General features: G+C 43.5%; 14 protein-coding genes and 1 pseudogene. 9 read left to right on the forward strand and 6 right to left on the reverse strand.

Annotation, left to right across the window (positions count from 1 at the left end; all coding sequences use genetic code 11):
* Positions 1–392: 392 nt before the first annotated feature.
* The 4 genes and pseudogenes from FO446_RS04035 to FO446_RS04050 all read right to left on the reverse strand — a co-directional run bounded on the left by FO446_RS04035 (position 393) and on the right by FO446_RS04050 (position 3,699).
* Complete coding sequence (locus tag FO446_RS04035; protein ID WP_173610585.1) at positions 393–851, reverse strand: hypothetical protein; 459 nt, start codon at positions 849–851, stop codon at positions 393–395.
* A 679-nt stretch (positions 852–1,530) separates the two neighbouring features.
* Positions 1,531–1,659, reverse strand: a pseudogene (locus FO446_RS28990) (NAD(P)H-dependent oxidoreductase); the annotation flags it as partial.
* Between the two features lie 245 nt (positions 1,660–1,904).
* Positions 1,905–2,348, reverse strand: coding sequence for a cell wall hydrolase (locus FO446_RS04045; protein ID WP_173610584.1), 444 nt, complete (start codon positions 2,346–2,348; stop codon positions 1,905–1,907).
* 265 nt (positions 2,349–2,613) lie between these two features.
* Complete coding sequence (locus FO446_RS04050; protein ID WP_221866845.1) at positions 2,614–3,699, reverse strand: glycosyltransferase family 28 protein; 1,086 nt, start codon at positions 3,697–3,699, stop codon at positions 2,614–2,616.
* 325 nt (positions 3,700–4,024) lie between these two features.
* Here FO446_RS04050 and FO446_RS04055 point away from each other — a divergent pair, with 325 nt between their 5' ends.
* From FO446_RS04055 to FO446_RS04065, 3 genes are all read left to right on the forward strand, one after another.
* Positions 4,025–4,819: a glycosyltransferase family 8 protein gene (locus tag FO446_RS04055; protein WP_173610582.1), complete on the forward strand. Its 795-nt coding sequence runs from the start codon at positions 4,025–4,027 to the stop codon at positions 4,817–4,819.
* Between the two features lie 255 nt (positions 4,820–5,074).
* The gene (locus tag FO446_RS04060; protein ID WP_237899971.1) at positions 5,075–6,289 is read left to right on the forward strand and encodes a macrolide family glycosyltransferase; all 1,215 of its coding nucleotides are present in this window, start codon (positions 5,075–5,077) and stop codon (positions 6,287–6,289) included.
* Positions 6,290–6,662: 373 nt separating this feature from the next.
* The gene (locus FO446_RS04065) at positions 6,663–7,127 is read left to right on the forward strand and encodes a HEAT repeat domain-containing protein (protein WP_419466147.1); all 465 of its coding nucleotides are present in this window, start codon (positions 6,663–6,665) and stop codon (positions 7,125–7,127) included.
* 110 nt (positions 7,128–7,237) lie between these two features.
* Here the strand turns inward: FO446_RS04065 and FO446_RS04070 are convergent, their stop codons facing one another.
* Positions 7,238–8,452, reverse strand: a complete 1,215-nt coding sequence (locus FO446_RS04070) for an IS256 family transposase (protein ID WP_221869331.1) — start codon at positions 8,450–8,452, stop codon at positions 7,238–7,240.
* Between the two features lie 165 nt (positions 8,453–8,617).
* On the reverse strand, positions 8,618–9,943 hold the full coding sequence (locus FO446_RS04075; protein WP_237899973.1) for an esterase-like activity of phytase family protein: 1,326 nt from the start codon (positions 9,941–9,943) through the stop codon (positions 8,618–8,620).
* A gap of 214 nt (positions 9,944–10,157) precedes the next feature.
* Between FO446_RS04075 and trpB the strand changes: the two genes are divergently transcribed.
* The 6 genes from trpB (at position 10,158) to FO446_RS04105 (ending at position 16,294) form a co-directional block, all read left to right on the forward strand.
* Positions 10,158–11,324 carry a tryptophan synthase subunit beta gene (gene trpB / locus FO446_RS04080; protein WP_232773960.1) on the forward strand — a complete coding sequence of 389 codons (1,167 nt, stop codon included), beginning with the start codon at positions 10,158–10,160 and terminating at the stop codon, positions 11,322–11,324.
* 174 nt (positions 11,325–11,498) lie between these two features.
* Complete coding sequence (locus FO446_RS04085) at positions 11,499–12,437, forward strand: nucleoside hydrolase (RefSeq protein WP_237901042.1); 939 nt, start codon at positions 11,499–11,501, stop codon at positions 12,435–12,437.
* A gap of 57 nt (positions 12,438–12,494) precedes the next feature.
* Positions 12,495–13,709 (forward strand): NupC/NupG family nucleoside CNT transporter, encoded by a 1,215-nt coding sequence (locus FO446_RS04090; RefSeq protein ID WP_173610578.1) that lies wholly within the window; start codon positions 12,495–12,497, stop codon positions 13,707–13,709.
* 148 nt (positions 13,710–13,857) lie between these two features.
* The gene (locus FO446_RS04095) at positions 13,858–14,520 is read left to right on the forward strand and encodes a CPBP family intramembrane glutamic endopeptidase (RefSeq protein WP_237899974.1); all 663 of its coding nucleotides are present in this window, start codon (positions 13,858–13,860) and stop codon (positions 14,518–14,520) included.
* A 118-nt stretch (positions 14,521–14,638) separates the two neighbouring features.
* Entirely contained in the window at positions 14,639–15,217 is a 579-nt protein-coding gene (locus tag FO446_RS04100; protein ID WP_173610576.1) for a GNAT family N-acetyltransferase, read from the forward strand.
* Positions 15,218–15,418: 201 nt separating this feature from the next.
* Positions 15,419–16,294, forward strand: a complete 876-nt coding sequence (locus tag FO446_RS04105; protein ID WP_173610575.1) for a radical SAM/SPASM domain-containing protein — start codon at positions 15,419–15,421, stop codon at positions 16,292–16,294.
* Positions 16,295–16,378 lie beyond the last annotated feature (84 nt).

Raw genomic sequence — 16,378 nt, forward strand, 5'->3', positions numbered from 1 at the left:
TATATCGGTAGTTTCCGAAAGAATCTTTAGACTGAACCAGGAAGTATTGGGTGGGGCATATCCTACGTCCGCATTAGATATATTGAAAAATCCGAGGAAATTCAGGAATGGACACCTGGGTTTCGCTCGGCTCTTGTGGGCAAACATTTTGAGCTAACGATAGATGTTAGCTAAGTAAAAATGGAGTGTTAAAACAATGAATTTGTGATTCCAGCGAAAGGACAGCCCCAGCAAGGCCTGTGGAATTGGTGAGGGAAATGGGATACAAGAATCATTACGAGTGATAACGTTTCACGACAGATCAGATGAGAATTTTACATGTAGAAAGCAAAAGATTTAGAGAAGCTGCTTGTACCACGTTTCTAAGCAGCTCTCTAAATCTTATAACAAATCTAGTTCCACCAAGGACGCTCACTCAAGGAAATGATGTATTTCACGTTTGGGTCAACTCTTATTGCATCTTGAGCACCAACTTTTATTCTAAGATCACCGTTAGCAGGCAAATAGACAAACCAGGTTTCCCGTCCGGTATCTTTAAATACTTGATAGGCTTGACCGTTATGGTCTATTTCAAAAATCTGATAGTCTAGGCTACGATTTTGATAGGTGTCGAAATTAATGTAAAATGATTTTCCTTGCCCAGTGTTGTTCGTCCATCTAAAGTAGTCTTGATCCATTCCATATTCCTGTTTTGCAATGGTACCCTCAAAACTATCGACGATCCCTTGAAAATAATTTGGTGTGTCCCGACTATCGGGTTCTCTGGCATCGCCCATAGCGAATGCAGAAGCTGACATGGAAAGTAGGCAAGCTGTAAGTCCAAGAGCTGACATCAGTTTCTTTAACTTCATTAGTTTGACCTCCTAAAAAGTAGTTGAAATCATATGTATTTTACAATTTATTACAATAGATGTAAGTATTTTCCTTGTCACAAGCTACAGAAGAATATGTGAGTGAATAGGTAGAGTAGGCGTATGAATGGTGGACCAGTCTTAGAGTGAAACTGTGGAAAAGAGGCTGATGTAGCATCAGCCTCTAAGCAAAGATTTAGCAGAACTTAATTCTTCCAGCTTATAGAGTGACTTGTGGACATTGAGGAACACCGATCAGCTTAAGCAGGTTATAAACCTCGCTCGAAATAGGGACAGTAACTTCTATCCCATTGAGCTTAACAACAGAGAAGAAACTTCCTTCAGATTCAAATATGCAGACAACTAATGTTACCATTTATCCTCTTCCTTTCTCCATAAAGCAGGGAGATATTTTGTTTTGTCCTCCCTGCTATTAAGTTATGGAGTTGGGAAGTTAAGTGACAGTGCTTGTATCACGTTATGGTAATTTTTGGGTATTTAACAGAAAAATCTGAGGAAGTATTCCAGTAATATGAAAACGATAAGGGGCTGTCCTATCCTAAGAAAATAGGATGGGACAGCGAGCATGGAAGATATCAGTTACTCCGATACGTAAAGATATAATCGATATATTCTTTTCACTATGATTGATTTCCTCATCGCTAGCTTGAAATGAAGCTTTGTCCCCATTTGATCCATAAGCCCATCCGTAAGCAAAAACATCGTCAAACCACTTTTTCAATAAAGGCGGATAACTGTACCAATACAACGGGAATTGAAAGATGACATGGTCATATGCCTCTAATAGCTAATGGAGTTACAGCGAATAAGATCGTTGATGTTATGTGTTCCTGGGGGAAAGAAAATATTAAAAGAAGACAACAGCAAGGAGAAGATATCATCTTGCTAGAGAATAAGTCACTGGAGAACGTTGGAGATTTCGAAAAGAGAGATTAATTGAATGAAGTTGGAATAGAATACAAGGGGCTAACGTTTAAGCCCCTTGTAGTAACTCACCCGTATAGTAATGTCTGGGCCGTTTCGTCTGCAAAATTAAAAGGTATTATAGACATTTTCACATTCTTTTGCGGTCGGCTCATAAAAACAATGAAGCTTGTATCGTCCTACATTTGGCTGATTATACCAGGTCGGCGGACAAGGCAGGGGATTTTGTGCTGTTCCCGGACGAAAATACCAGAGGGAGAATTTGCCCGGCCAATGCCGCTCCCCATTCACAGCCCGTCGTGCCAGACGGCGTTCTTTATCTCTAGCCCTTTGGTAGTACATACCATGTTGCAGAGCTTCAAACGCATGCGGCTGGTTGATCATTTGAGGAATTGTCCGTATTCCCTTAAAATCGGAGCAGTTTGCTCTTATTCGGTTGATTCCGACGTTTCCCACAAGGAGCATACCCATTTCGCCTTCACCTACAGCTTCGGCTCGAAGCAACCTTGCCAACATGTCAATGTCACTGTTCCTGGCTTTTACGACTGCCATCGGCTCACCTCTTTAGATTGTTCTAGGCACATCATATTGTAGATGGAGCAGATATGTTACGCTTCAAATCGCTCTGAAGAGCAAAAACAAATCCGTGGACATTTTCTTTGTTGTTTTCACAGTCGACCCAACACATGTGGAAGGCATTGCATTTGACATTCTGCCGATAGCAGATCGTACTGATACCAAAACGTGAAAGTAAGAGGACTGTCTTAAGTAGAAATTGATCTTCTACCTAAGACAGTCCTCCTTATTTGCTTCAAAGTCATCCGTCCTTATTTCCAAATGAGCTATACGGCGTCAAGCGCAGTAGATCTTCCTGTTTTTTTGCCAATTTCGATAGCGGGATCCGGTATGCCATTTCGATAATTTTGCTTGCGACCTCAGCCCCGTTAGTTGGGATAAGGCTAAATCTTTTTTGAATTCCCTCTTTATTGGCTAACGCATGCTCTATCTTTGGTACAATCTCATCCGGCTCCTGGATCGATACCTTATCACTATTAGCTATTTCTCTTAGCATATTTAATTTTTGCTCACGTTCCGCATCATCCGGCGGGAGGAAAAGCAATGGTGTTCCTGTAGAGATGCAATCTCCTAAAATGCCCATGCCCGGTTTGCTAATGACCAGACTGGCCGCCTGGACAAGATTTTTGCCATTTGGGATGAGAGGGGCTTTGATGATTCTTTCATCGAATGGGTAATCTTCATCTGCCAATTGACCTGCCACAACAAATCGATAGCGGCCGGCAAGCGAGTTTATTTCATCATACCACTTCACGATCTGTTCATAACGGTTAGCGAGTCCGCCGCCCATGTGAACCAGAATAAACGACTCGTTCTGCTGAAGGCCGAGTATGCGTCGCACTTCTTTCGGGGACTGGCTGATTTCCCTGGTGATTAAAGGAATAGGGATATAGATGCAGTTCATTTGCGGATGGGTCTCTTTAGGCGGTATAAGATTCATGTGGAGAAAGATATCGGACTGATTGGCGATTTCTACAATGCGATTTTTGTATTCCTGCATCGGAGCTGAATCATTATGACCGATGATAAAGTCACTGTGGTAGAGGGTCACGAGCTTTGTGTTTCCACCGACTTTCCCCTCACTGCGAAAGCGAGGCACATCAGAGCGCCAATCATTTATTAATAGTGTGGTTTGTTTACCATCCTCGAATTTTTTGGATTTAAAGGCTTTTAATTGGACGTCATTGTGCAGGTTTTTCGATAAATAGGCATGTGTTTCCCGAAAGGCAAACACGTGAATAGGAAGATGGTGTTGCTGCAATTTTTCCGTTATGCTAATGCATCTACCGAGATGGCCCATACCTCTGCCAACCACAAAGGAGATCATATTTCATCACCCTTTTAAATAGGTACTTTCTTGTGCCCTGTCTGGAGCTTGGACAAATTACCCCCATACCGCAACTTATGGGATAAGGTCAGTGCCGAATTCGAGTCGTTCTCACAGCTTATATATTTTATGGGGATGGATGGAACATGCTCTAGTCGTATAACGGTTTTCTGATCGATCACAGAAAAAAGCGGCATCAGCGGAGGTTTGCAGCTGTGAATTGTGCTCCCATCTAGAAATAATTAGGTATTTCCATCACACAAACCAACGTTGTCCATGAATAGTGTGTATATATAGCTCAATTAGGATATGGGGTGGGAGAATAGTGGGCACGATTCATATTGTAACAGCCGTTAATGATGGTTTTGCTATACATCTCGCAGTTATGTTATATTCCCTTTTTGAAAATAAGGTTTCGAAAAACCCAGTCATCGTTCACGTTATCGACAGTCAAGTCTCTGGGAAAAATAAATCCATCTTAACGAAAACTGTGAAACGATTCCATGCTCAAATTAAATACGTCACTATTGATCCGACCCTATATGATGGATTCCTCGTCCGTGATCATCTTACGCAGGAAACCTATCATCGAATTTCGATTCCAGACCTGCTGGACAAAGAAGTAGAAAAAGTGATTTATTTGGACAGTGATATCGTTATCAAAAAAGACATCACTCCATTATGGAACACAAAAGTTGATCAATATTACCTTGCAGCGGTGATGGATTCTTGGCAAGGTTTAAACAAGTTAAGACATGCCGACCTTGCTATTCCGGATGACTGTGATTACTTTAATGCGGGAGTATTAGTCATGAATTTAAAAAAATGGAGAGAGCATAACATCACAAGCAAGATTATGGATTACATGAAAAAGAACCAAGGTATTATTCGTTATCCCAGTCAAGATCCGATGAATGCGATTCTTCATGATAATTGGCTTCAGCTTGACACAAAGTGGAATTACCAGTCCAAACATCTTTATAAAAGCAACCTGCGAATAGACCCGGCCATTATTCACTACACAGGGGAAGATAGCAAACCGTGGTTGAGTAAAAAGCACCCGCTTCGAGAGGAATATTTTAAATATCTCAAAAAGGTAAAGAAGCTAAACTCCTTGTAGGCATCGAGCTTTTGAAGCTTTCCTAATTAAATAATATGGTTGGAAATCCCTTCACATGGAGAAATGTTGGCTGGAGGGATTTTTTTGTGTTGGAACTTTTTGGAATATAAGGGTTTATGCACAATACTAAACATCTTCATATAAAATATTGAACAAATTATGAAATATTTGGAATTTAACCATTTTCACCACCGATCTAGCCTATAATGAAATGGAAACATTTTCTAGTCAGGTATTCTTTTGGAGGTGGAGTGAGTGGCACGCGTATTGTATGTTACGATTCCAGCAGATGGTCACGTGAATCCTACATTGGGATTAGTGAAGCAGCTAGTCGACAACGGAGAAGAAGTCGTCTATATGTGTTCAGAAGAATATCGGGATAGGCTTGCCCAGACTGGAGCGCAATTCCGAGCTTATCAAATGGATGAACTAGTATCTCGTGATTTAGGCTTTAACCCGACAGAATTCAAACACCCTCTTCATTTCACCGATTTTATGCTGCGTGGCATTATTGAACCCCACATTCCCGAGATTCTCAGGCAGATAGAAAACGAATCATTTGATTACCTGATTTTTGACTCTTTGTTTGGATGGGGAGGGGCGATTTTAGGCGAGAAATTAGGAATTCCGACGATCTGCTCCGTAACCAACCTGGCCTTTGCTGAACCGCTCAGCCAGATTGTGGAAGTGTTTGATGCAAGTGATGTAGATGTAGATGCACTAAACGAACGAGTGACGCAGACTGCACAGAGCATTGCTCGTATATGCAACGTTACCGTTCCTGCGCTTGAAGATATTACCCGTCAGTATGGGGACATGAAAATTGTCTTTACCAGCCGTGAATTCCAACCGGATGCTGACAAGCTGGACGATAGCTACCTTTTTACAGGGCCGTCGATTACATCGCGTCCGGATGCCCCTTCTTTTCCGTTTGAAAAGCTTCGTGCTCCATACGATCAGGTTGTATACATTTCCATGGGCAGTATTTTGACCAAAGATGTGGAATTTTACAAACTGTGCTTTGCAGCCTTTCAAGATGTTCCGGCACAATTCGTACTTTCTTGCGGAAGAGAAACGGAACGGGAGTCGCTCGGAGACCATATTCCATCCAACTTTATTGTTGAACCGTACGTTCCTCAACTGGAAGTGCTCCAGCAAGCCGACGCCTTTATTACACATGCTGGCATGAACAGTACGAGTGAGGCTCTCTATTTTCATGTGCCCCTCGTCATGATTCCATTAAGCTCCGATCAGCCGATTGTGGCGAAGCGGGTGGAGGAGCTGGGAGCGGGTATCATGTTAGATAGAGGGAAGCTCACACCGACAGCTTTGAAGGATGCCTTGCTGAAAGTGTTGAATGAATCCACTTATAAAGAGCGTGCGATACAGGTGGGGGACTCTTTGCGAAACGCTGGCGGATACCAAGAAGCTGCAAGACGTATCATGTCTTTGTATTCCGTGCCGAATTAAAAGTGAAAAGCTTCTTGCCTCCTAATCATGAGCGGCAAGAAGCTTTTTTACTATACAATCTTTGTTCCCCACACTCTCACCTCTTTTAACTCGTCCTTGTGTGGGGGTCAATCCGTTCGCGGCTTTTACATTGGCTTTGGACTCTGTTCCGACGCTAGTAGAAGTACCTGAATCATCTCCTGTACGGAACCATCTACGGTTACGCCCACGAAGCTACTGTCACAAAGATACGGATACATAGGTGATCGAGCCGGGAGCAGATCTAGTTTTTCGAGCAATTTATATGTAAGCAGGGGGTGTTATTCATGTGACGTAATGCCATAATAGAAGGATGATAGTCAGAAGGAGATAGATTCGATTGAATAAACCTGTAATGAAGAACGAGCTTCCTCTAAACTTTGAGGAATTAAAGAAGGCTGCCAATCGTACATCGAATTGGAGAGAGCGCTTGGAGGCTGTTGAAGAATTGGGTCAGTGGAAGCATGAAGAAACAATGAAATTACTGACGCGAATCATGGAAAACGATACGGTGTACAAAGTGCAAGAGACTGCTTTTCAAAAACTGAAAGCATTTGGGGAAGGTGTTCGATTACCTGCTCAGAAAAAAGGCGACTTGATCAAAGGAGCAACGAAAGCCTTGGTAAGAATTAAGAAAAGCTTGCCAAAAGGTCATACCTTCGAGGAATTCAAAGAGAAACTGCAAAAAATGAGAAGCGATATCTATGATACGTACGAGGGAGAAAAAGGTGCTGATTTTGATCAGTGGCTTGGGGTCTGTCAAGATTTTTGTGTAAACTCAATCAACCGATATATGAAAAGGTTTCATCCCCCTAATTAGGACATCTTTTTCGAAGCCAACAGGGTCAAGGGCGTAAGGCAAAGCGAACCCTTGACACGTGGGTGTAGAAAAAGACAATCCCTTCGGGGATGAAGCCTTTCTTTTACTTGTTAACGGATGTGTGGCCGTACGCGATCCTCAAAGAAAACAGATAGCTGCATGAGAATCTGTCCCCAATTGTGGACCCTTCCCGTCCATTTTCGTAAGACATCCATGGTTACGAGATATAACATCTTTAGAAGGGCATCGTCTGTCGGAAATATAGCTTTTCCCTTCGTTACTTTTCGAAGTTGACGATGGTAACTTTCAATAACATTAGTTGTATAGATCAGCTTTCGAATCTCTGGAGGATATTTAAAGAAGGTCGCAATCTCCTCCCAGTTGGAACGCCAGGAGCGTACCATTAAGGGATATTTACTCCCCCAAGTTTGCTCAAACTGATCGAATTCTTCCAGTGCAGCTTGCTCCGTTGGAGCCTTGTAAATAGGCTTTAGTTCAGCTGTCACTCTCTTTAAATCCTTATAGGAAACATATTTAATAGAGTTACGTATTTGATGGATGACACACTTCTGAATCTCTGTCTTTGGATAACATGCTGAAATAGCCTCCGTAAAGCCTCGGAGGTTATCGACGCTAGTAATGAGAATATCCTGGACTCCACGGTTTTTCAGTTCATTGAGTACATGTAGCCAGAATTTAGCCGATTCATTCTCGCCAACCCAGATACCAAGGACATCTTTATGACCGTCAAGGTCAATGCCAATGACCATATAGGCAGCCTTGTTGACGATAGCCCCGTCCTGTTTTACTTTAAAGTGAATAGCGTCTAAGAAAACAACGGCATATACCGATTGCAAGGGGCGATTTTGCCACTCTTTAATCAGTGGAACGATTTTGTTCGTGACATTAGAAATGAGTGTTGGTGAGACTTCGATGCCATAGAGCTGCTGTAGATGATCTTGAATATCACGTGTGGATACGCCTTTTGCATACAGCGCGAGGATTTGATCTTCGATCCCTGTTACATTGGACTGGTGCTTCCTTACGATGGCAGGCTCAAATTCTCCCTCACGATCACGAGGAATTTGAATATCGACTTCGCCATACTCGGAGCGAACCGTTTTTTTGCTATAACCGTTGCGGCTATTGGTTGTTCGCTTGTTTTTCATGTCATGCTTGGCATATCCAAGTGAGGACTCCATCTCAGCTTCGAGCATTTCTTGGATCGTTTCAGCAAACAAATCCTTCAAGGCTGACTGAACATCGTCCACAGACTTCATGTTTTTCTCCTTGATCCACTGCTTGATCTGCTCTTTTGACATCATAAAAATCTCCCAACCTTTCTAAGACTAATTGTAGTTTAGAGGTTGAGAGTTTACACAGAATATTTTACAGACTCGTGGCTTGAAAATACCTGGGCGTCGTTATAGTTATTTGGAACGAAGAAGCCCTGCCACTTTCTGAAAGTGCAGGACTTCTTCTTTTCCTTCTTATTTCAAATCCTTACCCACTTTAATCACATACATCTGCGTAGGATTGCTATTAATTTTAATCTTACCCTTCTCGTCATAGCCCTCAACGCCGAAGTCATTGTCATTCACAATGGCGATCGTATTTTTATCCACAATCGCTAGTCCTTCCAGCTTTTCATGCGGATAGTTCAGCTTGGCTACATCCACAAGCAATTCCTTGGAAACAGGTACAATTCCTTTTTCTTTCACTTGGGAAACGGTGAGTTTTTCGAAGTCATGCTCACTTGTTGGCGTACCGAGTAAATTGGTTGCTTTCGCAAAATCTGCTCTGTAAATTCGCTTAAGCTGTGCGTCTGCACCGGCGTTTTTGTCTCGCTCGTCAATCAGTAACACATCCTGGCTGAGTGCTGCCAAGTCGCTGATAACGACGTCTTTCTGTTTCACTTTCACGAAATCTTTTGCGTTCTCTGCAATGTACATGTACTCGCCTACGACTTTTTTGGTGGCGAGATCCATCTTTAAAATGCGCAGATTACGGGAAGCTTCGCCTGTCTTTTTATCAGGGAGTGCCATCGGACTTTGGATCGAAGTATACAAGAACTTGCCGTCTGGCGAGATGGTGATACCTTCGAAGCCACGGTTTGCAATGCGTTTGGAATAGACGGCTGGCAGTGTATCAAAAATCTCCATTTTTGCACCTGCGGCAACCAAGGCTTCTTTCGTGCCCTTTGGTACATAGCGGCCCAGGATTGTGCCGTCACGCTTTACTTGAATAATAGATGGGCGGTATTCGTCGGATAACCAAAAAGTATCGTCGACCGGGCTGTAAGCGATGCCTTCCAAATCCAAACCGTCTGGATCGTAACTAATCTTTTTTGTCCCCGTTACATCGTAGGGAACTTCATCAGGGCCAGCGAGGTTTGGCAATCCACTGATATAGGCAGTTTTTGAAAAAGCGTTAATCTTGCCCTGTGGCAAATGCAGTTTGATTGTTTCCAAAACATGAATGTTTCCGTTCTCTACTTTGATTTTGTACATGCGTGGTGTGTAGTTTTGGTCAGGGAACGTACGCAGCTCGTCCTTGCCATATTGACCATTTGGTCCACGGTCAGCCAATGTATAAAAGATAGAAGGAGGATCGTTAGGGAGATGCACCAAACCGGAGAAACCACCTTCTTTAATCCCTTCAGCGAGCGCAGGAGGATTTTTCCATTCGTGAATTTCGGCTACAACAGGTGCTTCCGTTACATTTTGCGTTGCACCTGCTCCTTGTGTTCCGATCAAGGAGATAGCCGTGATTGTTGCGATCAGCAAGCTTTTCTTTTGAAAGTGAATCTTCATCATATCCCTCCGAATGAAAAAACGACGTTATGAACCACTTGTGTTAGACTACCCGATCTATATTGGGAAAATATGAAGCTAAAATGATGGTTTTGTAAAAATTAACAACAGAAGAATGAATTCTGAATAATCGTAAAACTAAATTGACACACGCTCTTTGGATCTTATAAAATGCAAGGAAGGATTGAGGACTAGTTATAGCTGAGGAGAGATGAGCATGTCGTTGACAGAACAGACAAAAAAGGGATATTTCGGTGAGTTTGGAGGAAGCTTTGTCCCTCCACAATTGCAGGAAGTATTGGACTATTTAGCTGAGCAATTTGAAAAGTATAAAGATGATGAGGAATTCGTCGAAGAGTACAAGTATTATCTGAAAGAATATATAGGGCGTGAGAATCCGCTGACGTTTGCTCGTCATTTAACGGCAAAACTCGGCGGTGCCAAAATTTATCTAAAACGAGAAGATTTAAACCATACTGGGGCGCACAAGATCAATAATGTCATCGGTCAAATCCTTCTGGCAAAGCGAATGGGTGCACAGCGTATTATTGCCGAGACGGGTGCAGGTCAGCATGGAGTTGCTACCGCGACTGTTTGCGCGATGTTTGGCATGGAATGCGTGATCTATATGGGCGAGGAGGATACGAAAAGACAGGCCCTGAATGTATTTCGAATGGAGCTTTTAGGGGCAAAAGTGGTAGCGGTGTCCAAAGGGCAAGGAAGATTGAAGGATGCAGTTGATGAAGCGCTGAATGATTTGGTACAAAACTATCAGAACACGTTCTATCTATTGGGATCTGCGGTTGGTCCGCATCCGTTCCCTACGATGGTAAAGTATTTCCAATCGATTATCAGTGAAGAATCAAAACGACAAATTTTGGAAAAAGAAGGTCGTTTGCCGGATGCGGTTATCGCCGCTGTTGGCGGTGGCAGTAACGCGATTGGAGCTTTTGCCCATTATATAGAGGAACCATCTGTTCGTCTGATTGGTGTGGAGCCTGATCAGGCACCTACCTTGACCAAAGGGGTTCCAGCCGTCCTTCATGGTTTTAAATGTTTGGTGCTACTAGATGAAAATGGGGAACCTCAAAAAACGTATTCGATTGCTGCTGGTTTGGATTATCCTGGCATTGGCCCAGAGCATAGCCAGCTAAAAGTCAGTGGACGAGCGGAATACTATACGGTGACGAATGAAGAAGTGTTGGCGGCTTTTCAAGAACTATCGAGAACAGAAGGAATCATTCCCGCCTTGGAAAGCGCTCATGCCATTGCCTATGCTTTGCAGTTGGCACCCACTCTTTCACCGGAGCAGATCCTGATTGTTAACCTTTCAGGACGAGGTGATAAAGACGTTGAGCAAGTTTTCCATCTGTTAAACAAATAATAGATGCAGAGGCCGTCCTGAAGGATAGCCTCTTTTTTCGTCTAGTGATTGCGTTTTTCATTGTGATTATATATTTTTAGTGAAACTTTAGTATTATTTTTTGAAGGGTTCCAAATAATAGTGGTTTCAGTGTACTTTCTTACAAGTTCATGTATGAGATTGGAGATCATAATGATGAAGAAAAACATTTACTTTAACCATGATGGCGGCGTTGATGATTTAATTTCTTTATTTTTGCTGCTCCAAATGGACAATGTGAATCTGACAGGGGTATCCGTCATTCCAGCGGATTGCTATTTGGAACCAGCGATGTTTGCCAGCCGGAAAATCATTGATCGTTTCGGTAACGGCGGTTTGGATGTAGCAGAGTCCAATTCCCGCGGGAAAAATCCTTTTCCCAAAGACTGGCGCATGCATGCATTTTATGTAGATGCATTGCCCTTGCTCAATGAATCGGGACAAGTGATCACGCCAGTAGCTGACAAGCCTGCACATCTTCACATGATTGAAACGCTACGTGCAACGGAAGGAAAAACGACCTTGCTGTTTACCGGTCCTTTGACTGACCTTGCGCGTGCATTGGATGTCGATCCAACCATCGAAGAAAAAGTAGAACGCCTGGTGTGGATGGGCGGAACATTCCGTGAAGAAGGCAACGTGCACGAGCCTGAGCACGATGGAACCGCAGAGTGGAACGTATTCTGGGACCCGGAAGCGGCTGCTCGTGTATGGGAAAGTGGAATCGAGATTGATTTGGTCGCACTGGAGAGCACGAACCAAGTCCCACTGACGCTGGATGTTCGTGATCGCTGGGCAAAGGATCGCAAGCATATCGGTATCGATTTCTTGGGTCAATGCTACGCAATGGTGCCGCCGCTTGTACACTTCTCGACCAACTCGACTTACTACCTGTGGGATGTATTAACCACAGCATTTGTTGGCAATAGTGATCTTGTAAAGGTGCAAACGGTTAACAGCATCGTCATTACAGATGGTGCTAGCCAAGGTCGAACCGTTGAGACGACTGAAGGACGCCCGGTACATGTGGTTTACGACGTAGACCGTGATGCATTCTTTGATTACATGACAGAATTAGCGAAAAAAGCGATTTAAAACAAAGCAAGTCATCTTAGAAATCGACACAGCTGGCGATACAGAAAGGGTATGTTCATGCAATATATTTGGGGAGTTCTCGGCATCCTGGGAATTTTTATTATAGCCATTGCGTTTTCGAAAAATCGCAGAGCGATTCAACCGAGAACGGTCATTGGCGCGTTTGCCATTCAGTTTATTTTTGCTTTGGTCGTACTGAAATGGGATTTTGGGAAAAAGCTTCTGGAGTACTTGGCGTCGATTGTTCAAAGCATCATTGATTCGACGAATGCGGGAATTCAGTTTTTGTTTGGCGGGATACTTGGTGCACAGAACGCAGGCTTTACGTTTGCGCTGCAAGTATTGCCGATTATTATCTTTTTCTCTTCCTTGATTTCGGTCCTGTATTATCTCGGAATTATGCAGTGGGCTACGAAAATTATTGGTGGATTTTTGTCTCGGGTGCTCAAAACGAGCGAAACCGAATCCATGTCAGCCTCTGCAAATATTTTCTTGGGTCCGATTGAGGCGCCACTTGTCGTAAAGCCTTATATTGAGAAAATGACCAAGTCCGAACTGTTCGCTGTAATGACAGGTGGACTGGCGTGCGTTTCGGGTTCGGTGATCGGTGGGTATGCGATGCTTGGTGTGCCGATTGAATATTTGCTGGCGGCAGCATTCATGGGAGCGCCGGGTGGTCTGTTGCTCGCGAAAATTATCATGCCAGAAACAGAACAGCAACAGAAGGTAGCACACGTAGAAGTGATGAAGGATACGGAATCCAGAAACGTCATTGACGCGGCTGCTCGAGGAGCTTCGGACGGGCTAAAGGTAGCTGCTGGTGTCGGGGCGCTGTTGCTCGCGTTTATCTCGTTGATTTTCTTGCTGAACTCGATTATTGGCTGGCTTGGCGGGTTAGTGGGAATACAAGCGTTGACGCTCGAGCACATTTTAGGCTACCTGTTCGCGCCGATTGCTTTTATGATCGGGGTTCCATGGGAGGAAGCGCTAAAAGCCGGTTCTTTCATCGGGCAAAAAATTATTCTCAACGAATTTGTGGCATACACGGCTTTTGCCCCTGAGATTGCGCATTTGTCGCAAAAAAGTGTTGTGATCATCAGCTTCGCCCTTTGCGGCTTTGCCAATCTGGCTGCGCTGGCTATGGTCATTGGCGGCTTGGGCGGATTTGCTCCGTCAAGAAGATCAGACCTTGCGGAGATGGGCTTGCGTGCAGTAGTTGCGGCAACCTTGGCGAATCTGTTGAGCGCAGCGATTGCCGGGATGCTCATTTAGATGAGTGAGTGGGTAGAAATAAGACGAGGGCTGGAGTGATCCATGCCCTCGTTTTTTTGGGTACTACGAGAAGTTGGTACTACTCGCTTTTTGTGTTCCCGGCTACAATCTTGTTAGTAAAAACAAGCCATGATTTGGTGGGGATACGATGAAGCATGTACTGTTATTTCTAGGGCCAACAATCATGATCTTTTTGGGTTTACAAGTCATGAGTAGCGTGCCAATAACGTTTCTGTTATTTTACGGATGGCTGTTTGCGGTTCCGTTTGTGGACATGATCGTTTTGAAAAGAAATACATGGCGGGACACATTCAGGCTAATGGGATTGGGAATCAACCGCCCCAATATATATCACGGCATTTTGGCTGGATTTCTTTTCTTTCTCACCATGATTGTTGCGGGATATTTCTTTCACAGCTTTTTGTTTGATAAGGATGATCTGCAAAATTTATTGGTACAATGGGATTTCTCAGGCAATCTTGTCGTTTGGCTCATCCTTGTTTTGCTAGTGATCAATCCGTTTCTTGAGGAAATCTACTGGAGAGGATATTTATTTAAAAAGCTGGAAGGAAAGCGGACAAAGCGAACCATGATTTTGCTGACGTCATTGTTTTACAGCTTGTATCATTTCCTCTCCATCATTCCTTTGTTTAGCTGGCCGTATAATATTGCGATGATTTTTCCGGTTTTTTTGGCGGGAATGATTTGGGGATATATGCGAGACAAGAGCAACTCACTGATGGGTTCGATCATCAGTCATATCCTTGCAGATTCAGGGATTATGGCTGTCTATCTACTATTCTTGAAATGAATGATGCGGGTATGGAGGCAAGCTTCCATACCTGTTTCTATTAGGTGGATAAGGAGGAAAAAGGGGCATGTTGGAAAAAATAAGAAGTTAGAGAATATCAAAAGATGGAGCTGAAATCATGAACGTTGACGTACTTTTTAACCAATTTCCCATTCTAAGTTCAGATCGGTTCACCTTGAAGAAAATCGAAGAGCAGCATTTGGAAGAAGTATTTGAAATCTACAGCAATGACCATGTATTTGCATACTGCGGGATTATCCCCAAGCATAATAAAGCGACAGTGAAAAACATGATCGGGCATTTTGAGAGAGACTATTTGAAAAAATCCAGGATCAAATGGGGGATATTCGCCAATGATAACCCAGATCACTTGCTTGGCATTATCGAAGCTTTCGACTTTCAGCAAAAGGTAAGCATGGTGACGATTGGCTACTTCTTGTCCGAAGCGCATTGGGGAAAAGGGATTGCGACAGAAGCGGTAAACATATTGCTCCATTTTTTGTTCATGGATGTCAACGTCAACAGAATACAGGCGGAAGTGATGCCTCCGAATGAGACCTCGAAAAAAGTATTGTTGAAGAATGGCTTCATGAAGGAAGGAACACTTAGACAAGCAACGCTATGGTCGGGCAAAGGGATTGTGGATGTAGAGATATACGGAATGCTGAAAGAGGACTATGAAAAAGGTAGGGGATGAATTTGCCCCTTACGGAAGCAAGTGGATGAAAAAATCGGATACTATGACGCAGACCTTGATGTCTATATAAGGCGTGTAATAAGGATCGAGTGACGCGAGATTTCGTTTAAACCACCAGAATACACCGTTACCTGTAAAAGCCCTCCTATGTTACTATGATGGGTATGATCAATCATAGGCATCGGGAATGGGGAAAACATCTTGAAAACCTTTAAGAAAGTCTATATAGAAATCACCAGCGTTTGCAATCTCGCCTGTACCTTTTGTCCGCCAACGGAACGCGGTAAAAGTTTTATTAAAGTAGAAGACTTTGCGAAAAGGCTGGATGAGATCAAACCGCACACGGATTACATTTATTTGCACGTCAAAGGAGAACCGCTTCTCCACCCCAAAATTGATGAGCTGCTTGATATCAGCCATGAGAAAGGCTTCAAGGTCAATATCACCACAAATGGAACGCTGATCGCGAAAAATCGGCATAAATTGCTGGGCAAGCCTGCTCTCCGACAAATGAACTTCTCGCTTCACAGCTTTGACGGGCATATCGGCTCAACCAACCGTGAAGGTTATTTGCGCGAGATTCTTTCATTTGTTCGGGAAGCTCGGGAGCATCAAGTAATTTTTTCTTTCCGTCTGTGGAATTTGACACAGGATAACGCCACGAACATTCAAAAGAGTAGAAACCGCCAGACTCTCGAAATCATTGAGAAAGAATTTGGGCTGGACTATCGGATCGAAGAGAAAGTAGTGCCGGGCAGCGGGGTAAAAATCGATGACCGCGTTTATTTGAACCAAGATTACGAATTCCAGTGGCCGAGTTTGACAGCGCCTGAAGATGATGGAAAAGGCTTTTGCCATGGATTGCGCACGCAAGCGGCGATTCTCGAAAATGGAACCGTTGTGCCGTGTTGTCTCGATGGGGAAGGGGTCATTAATCTAGGGAATATCAATCAGAACTCTTTCACTGATATTGTGGATGGCGAGCGGGCCAATAATCTGGTAGAAGGATTTTCTCGCAGGGAAGCTGTCGAGGAATTATGTAGAAGATGCGGGTACCGCCAGCGGTTTGGAGCATAGCAAAAGTGTTGGTAAAAATAAAAAATAGCGGATTTCATTGCTGAAAGGAGCGAATGAGATCCGCTATTTTTTTTATTTACGAGC

The organism is Brevibacillus brevis (assembly GCF_022026395.1).
Lineage (GTDB): Bacteria > Bacillota > Bacilli > Brevibacillales > Brevibacillaceae > Brevibacillus.

Coding starts and splice junctions, on each gene's coding strand:
- FO446_RS04035 (WP_173610585.1), bottom strand. CDS start 851: ATGAAGTTAAAGAAACTGATGTCAGCTCTTGGACTTACAGCTTGCCTA.
- FO446_RS04045 (WP_173610584.1), bottom strand. CDS start 2,348: ATGGCAGTCGTAAAAGCCAGGAACAGTGACATTGACATGTTGGCAAGG.
- FO446_RS04050 (WP_221866845.1), bottom strand. CDS start 3,699: ATGATCTCCTTTGTGGTTGGCAGAGGTATGGGCCATCTCGGTAGATGC.
- FO446_RS04065 (WP_419466147.1), top strand. CDS start 6,663: ATGAAGAACGAGCTTCCTCTAAACTTTGAGGAATTAAAGAAGGCTGCC.
- FO446_RS04070 (WP_221869331.1), bottom strand. CDS start 8,452: ATGATGTCAAAAGAGCAGATCAAGCAGTGGATCAAGGAGAAAAACATG.
- FO446_RS04075 (WP_237899973.1), bottom strand. CDS start 9,943: ATGATGAAGATTCACTTTCAAAAGAAAAGCTTGCTGATCGCAACAATC.
- trpB (WP_232773960.1), top strand. CDS start 10,158: ATGTCGTTGACAGAACAGACAAAAAAGGGATATTTCGGTGAGTTTGGA.
- FO446_RS04085 (WP_237901042.1), top strand. CDS start 11,499: ATGAAGAAAAACATTTACTTTAACCATGATGGCGGCGTTGATGATTTA.
- FO446_RS04090 (WP_173610578.1), top strand. CDS start 12,495: ATGCAATATATTTGGGGAGTTCTCGGCATCCTGGGAATTTTTATTATA.
- FO446_RS04095 (WP_237899974.1), top strand. CDS start 13,858: ATGAAGCATGTACTGTTATTTCTAGGGCCAACAATCATGATCTTTTTG.
- FO446_RS04100 (WP_173610576.1), top strand. CDS start 14,639: ATGAACGTTGACGTACTTTTTAACCAATTTCCCATTCTAAGTTCAGAT.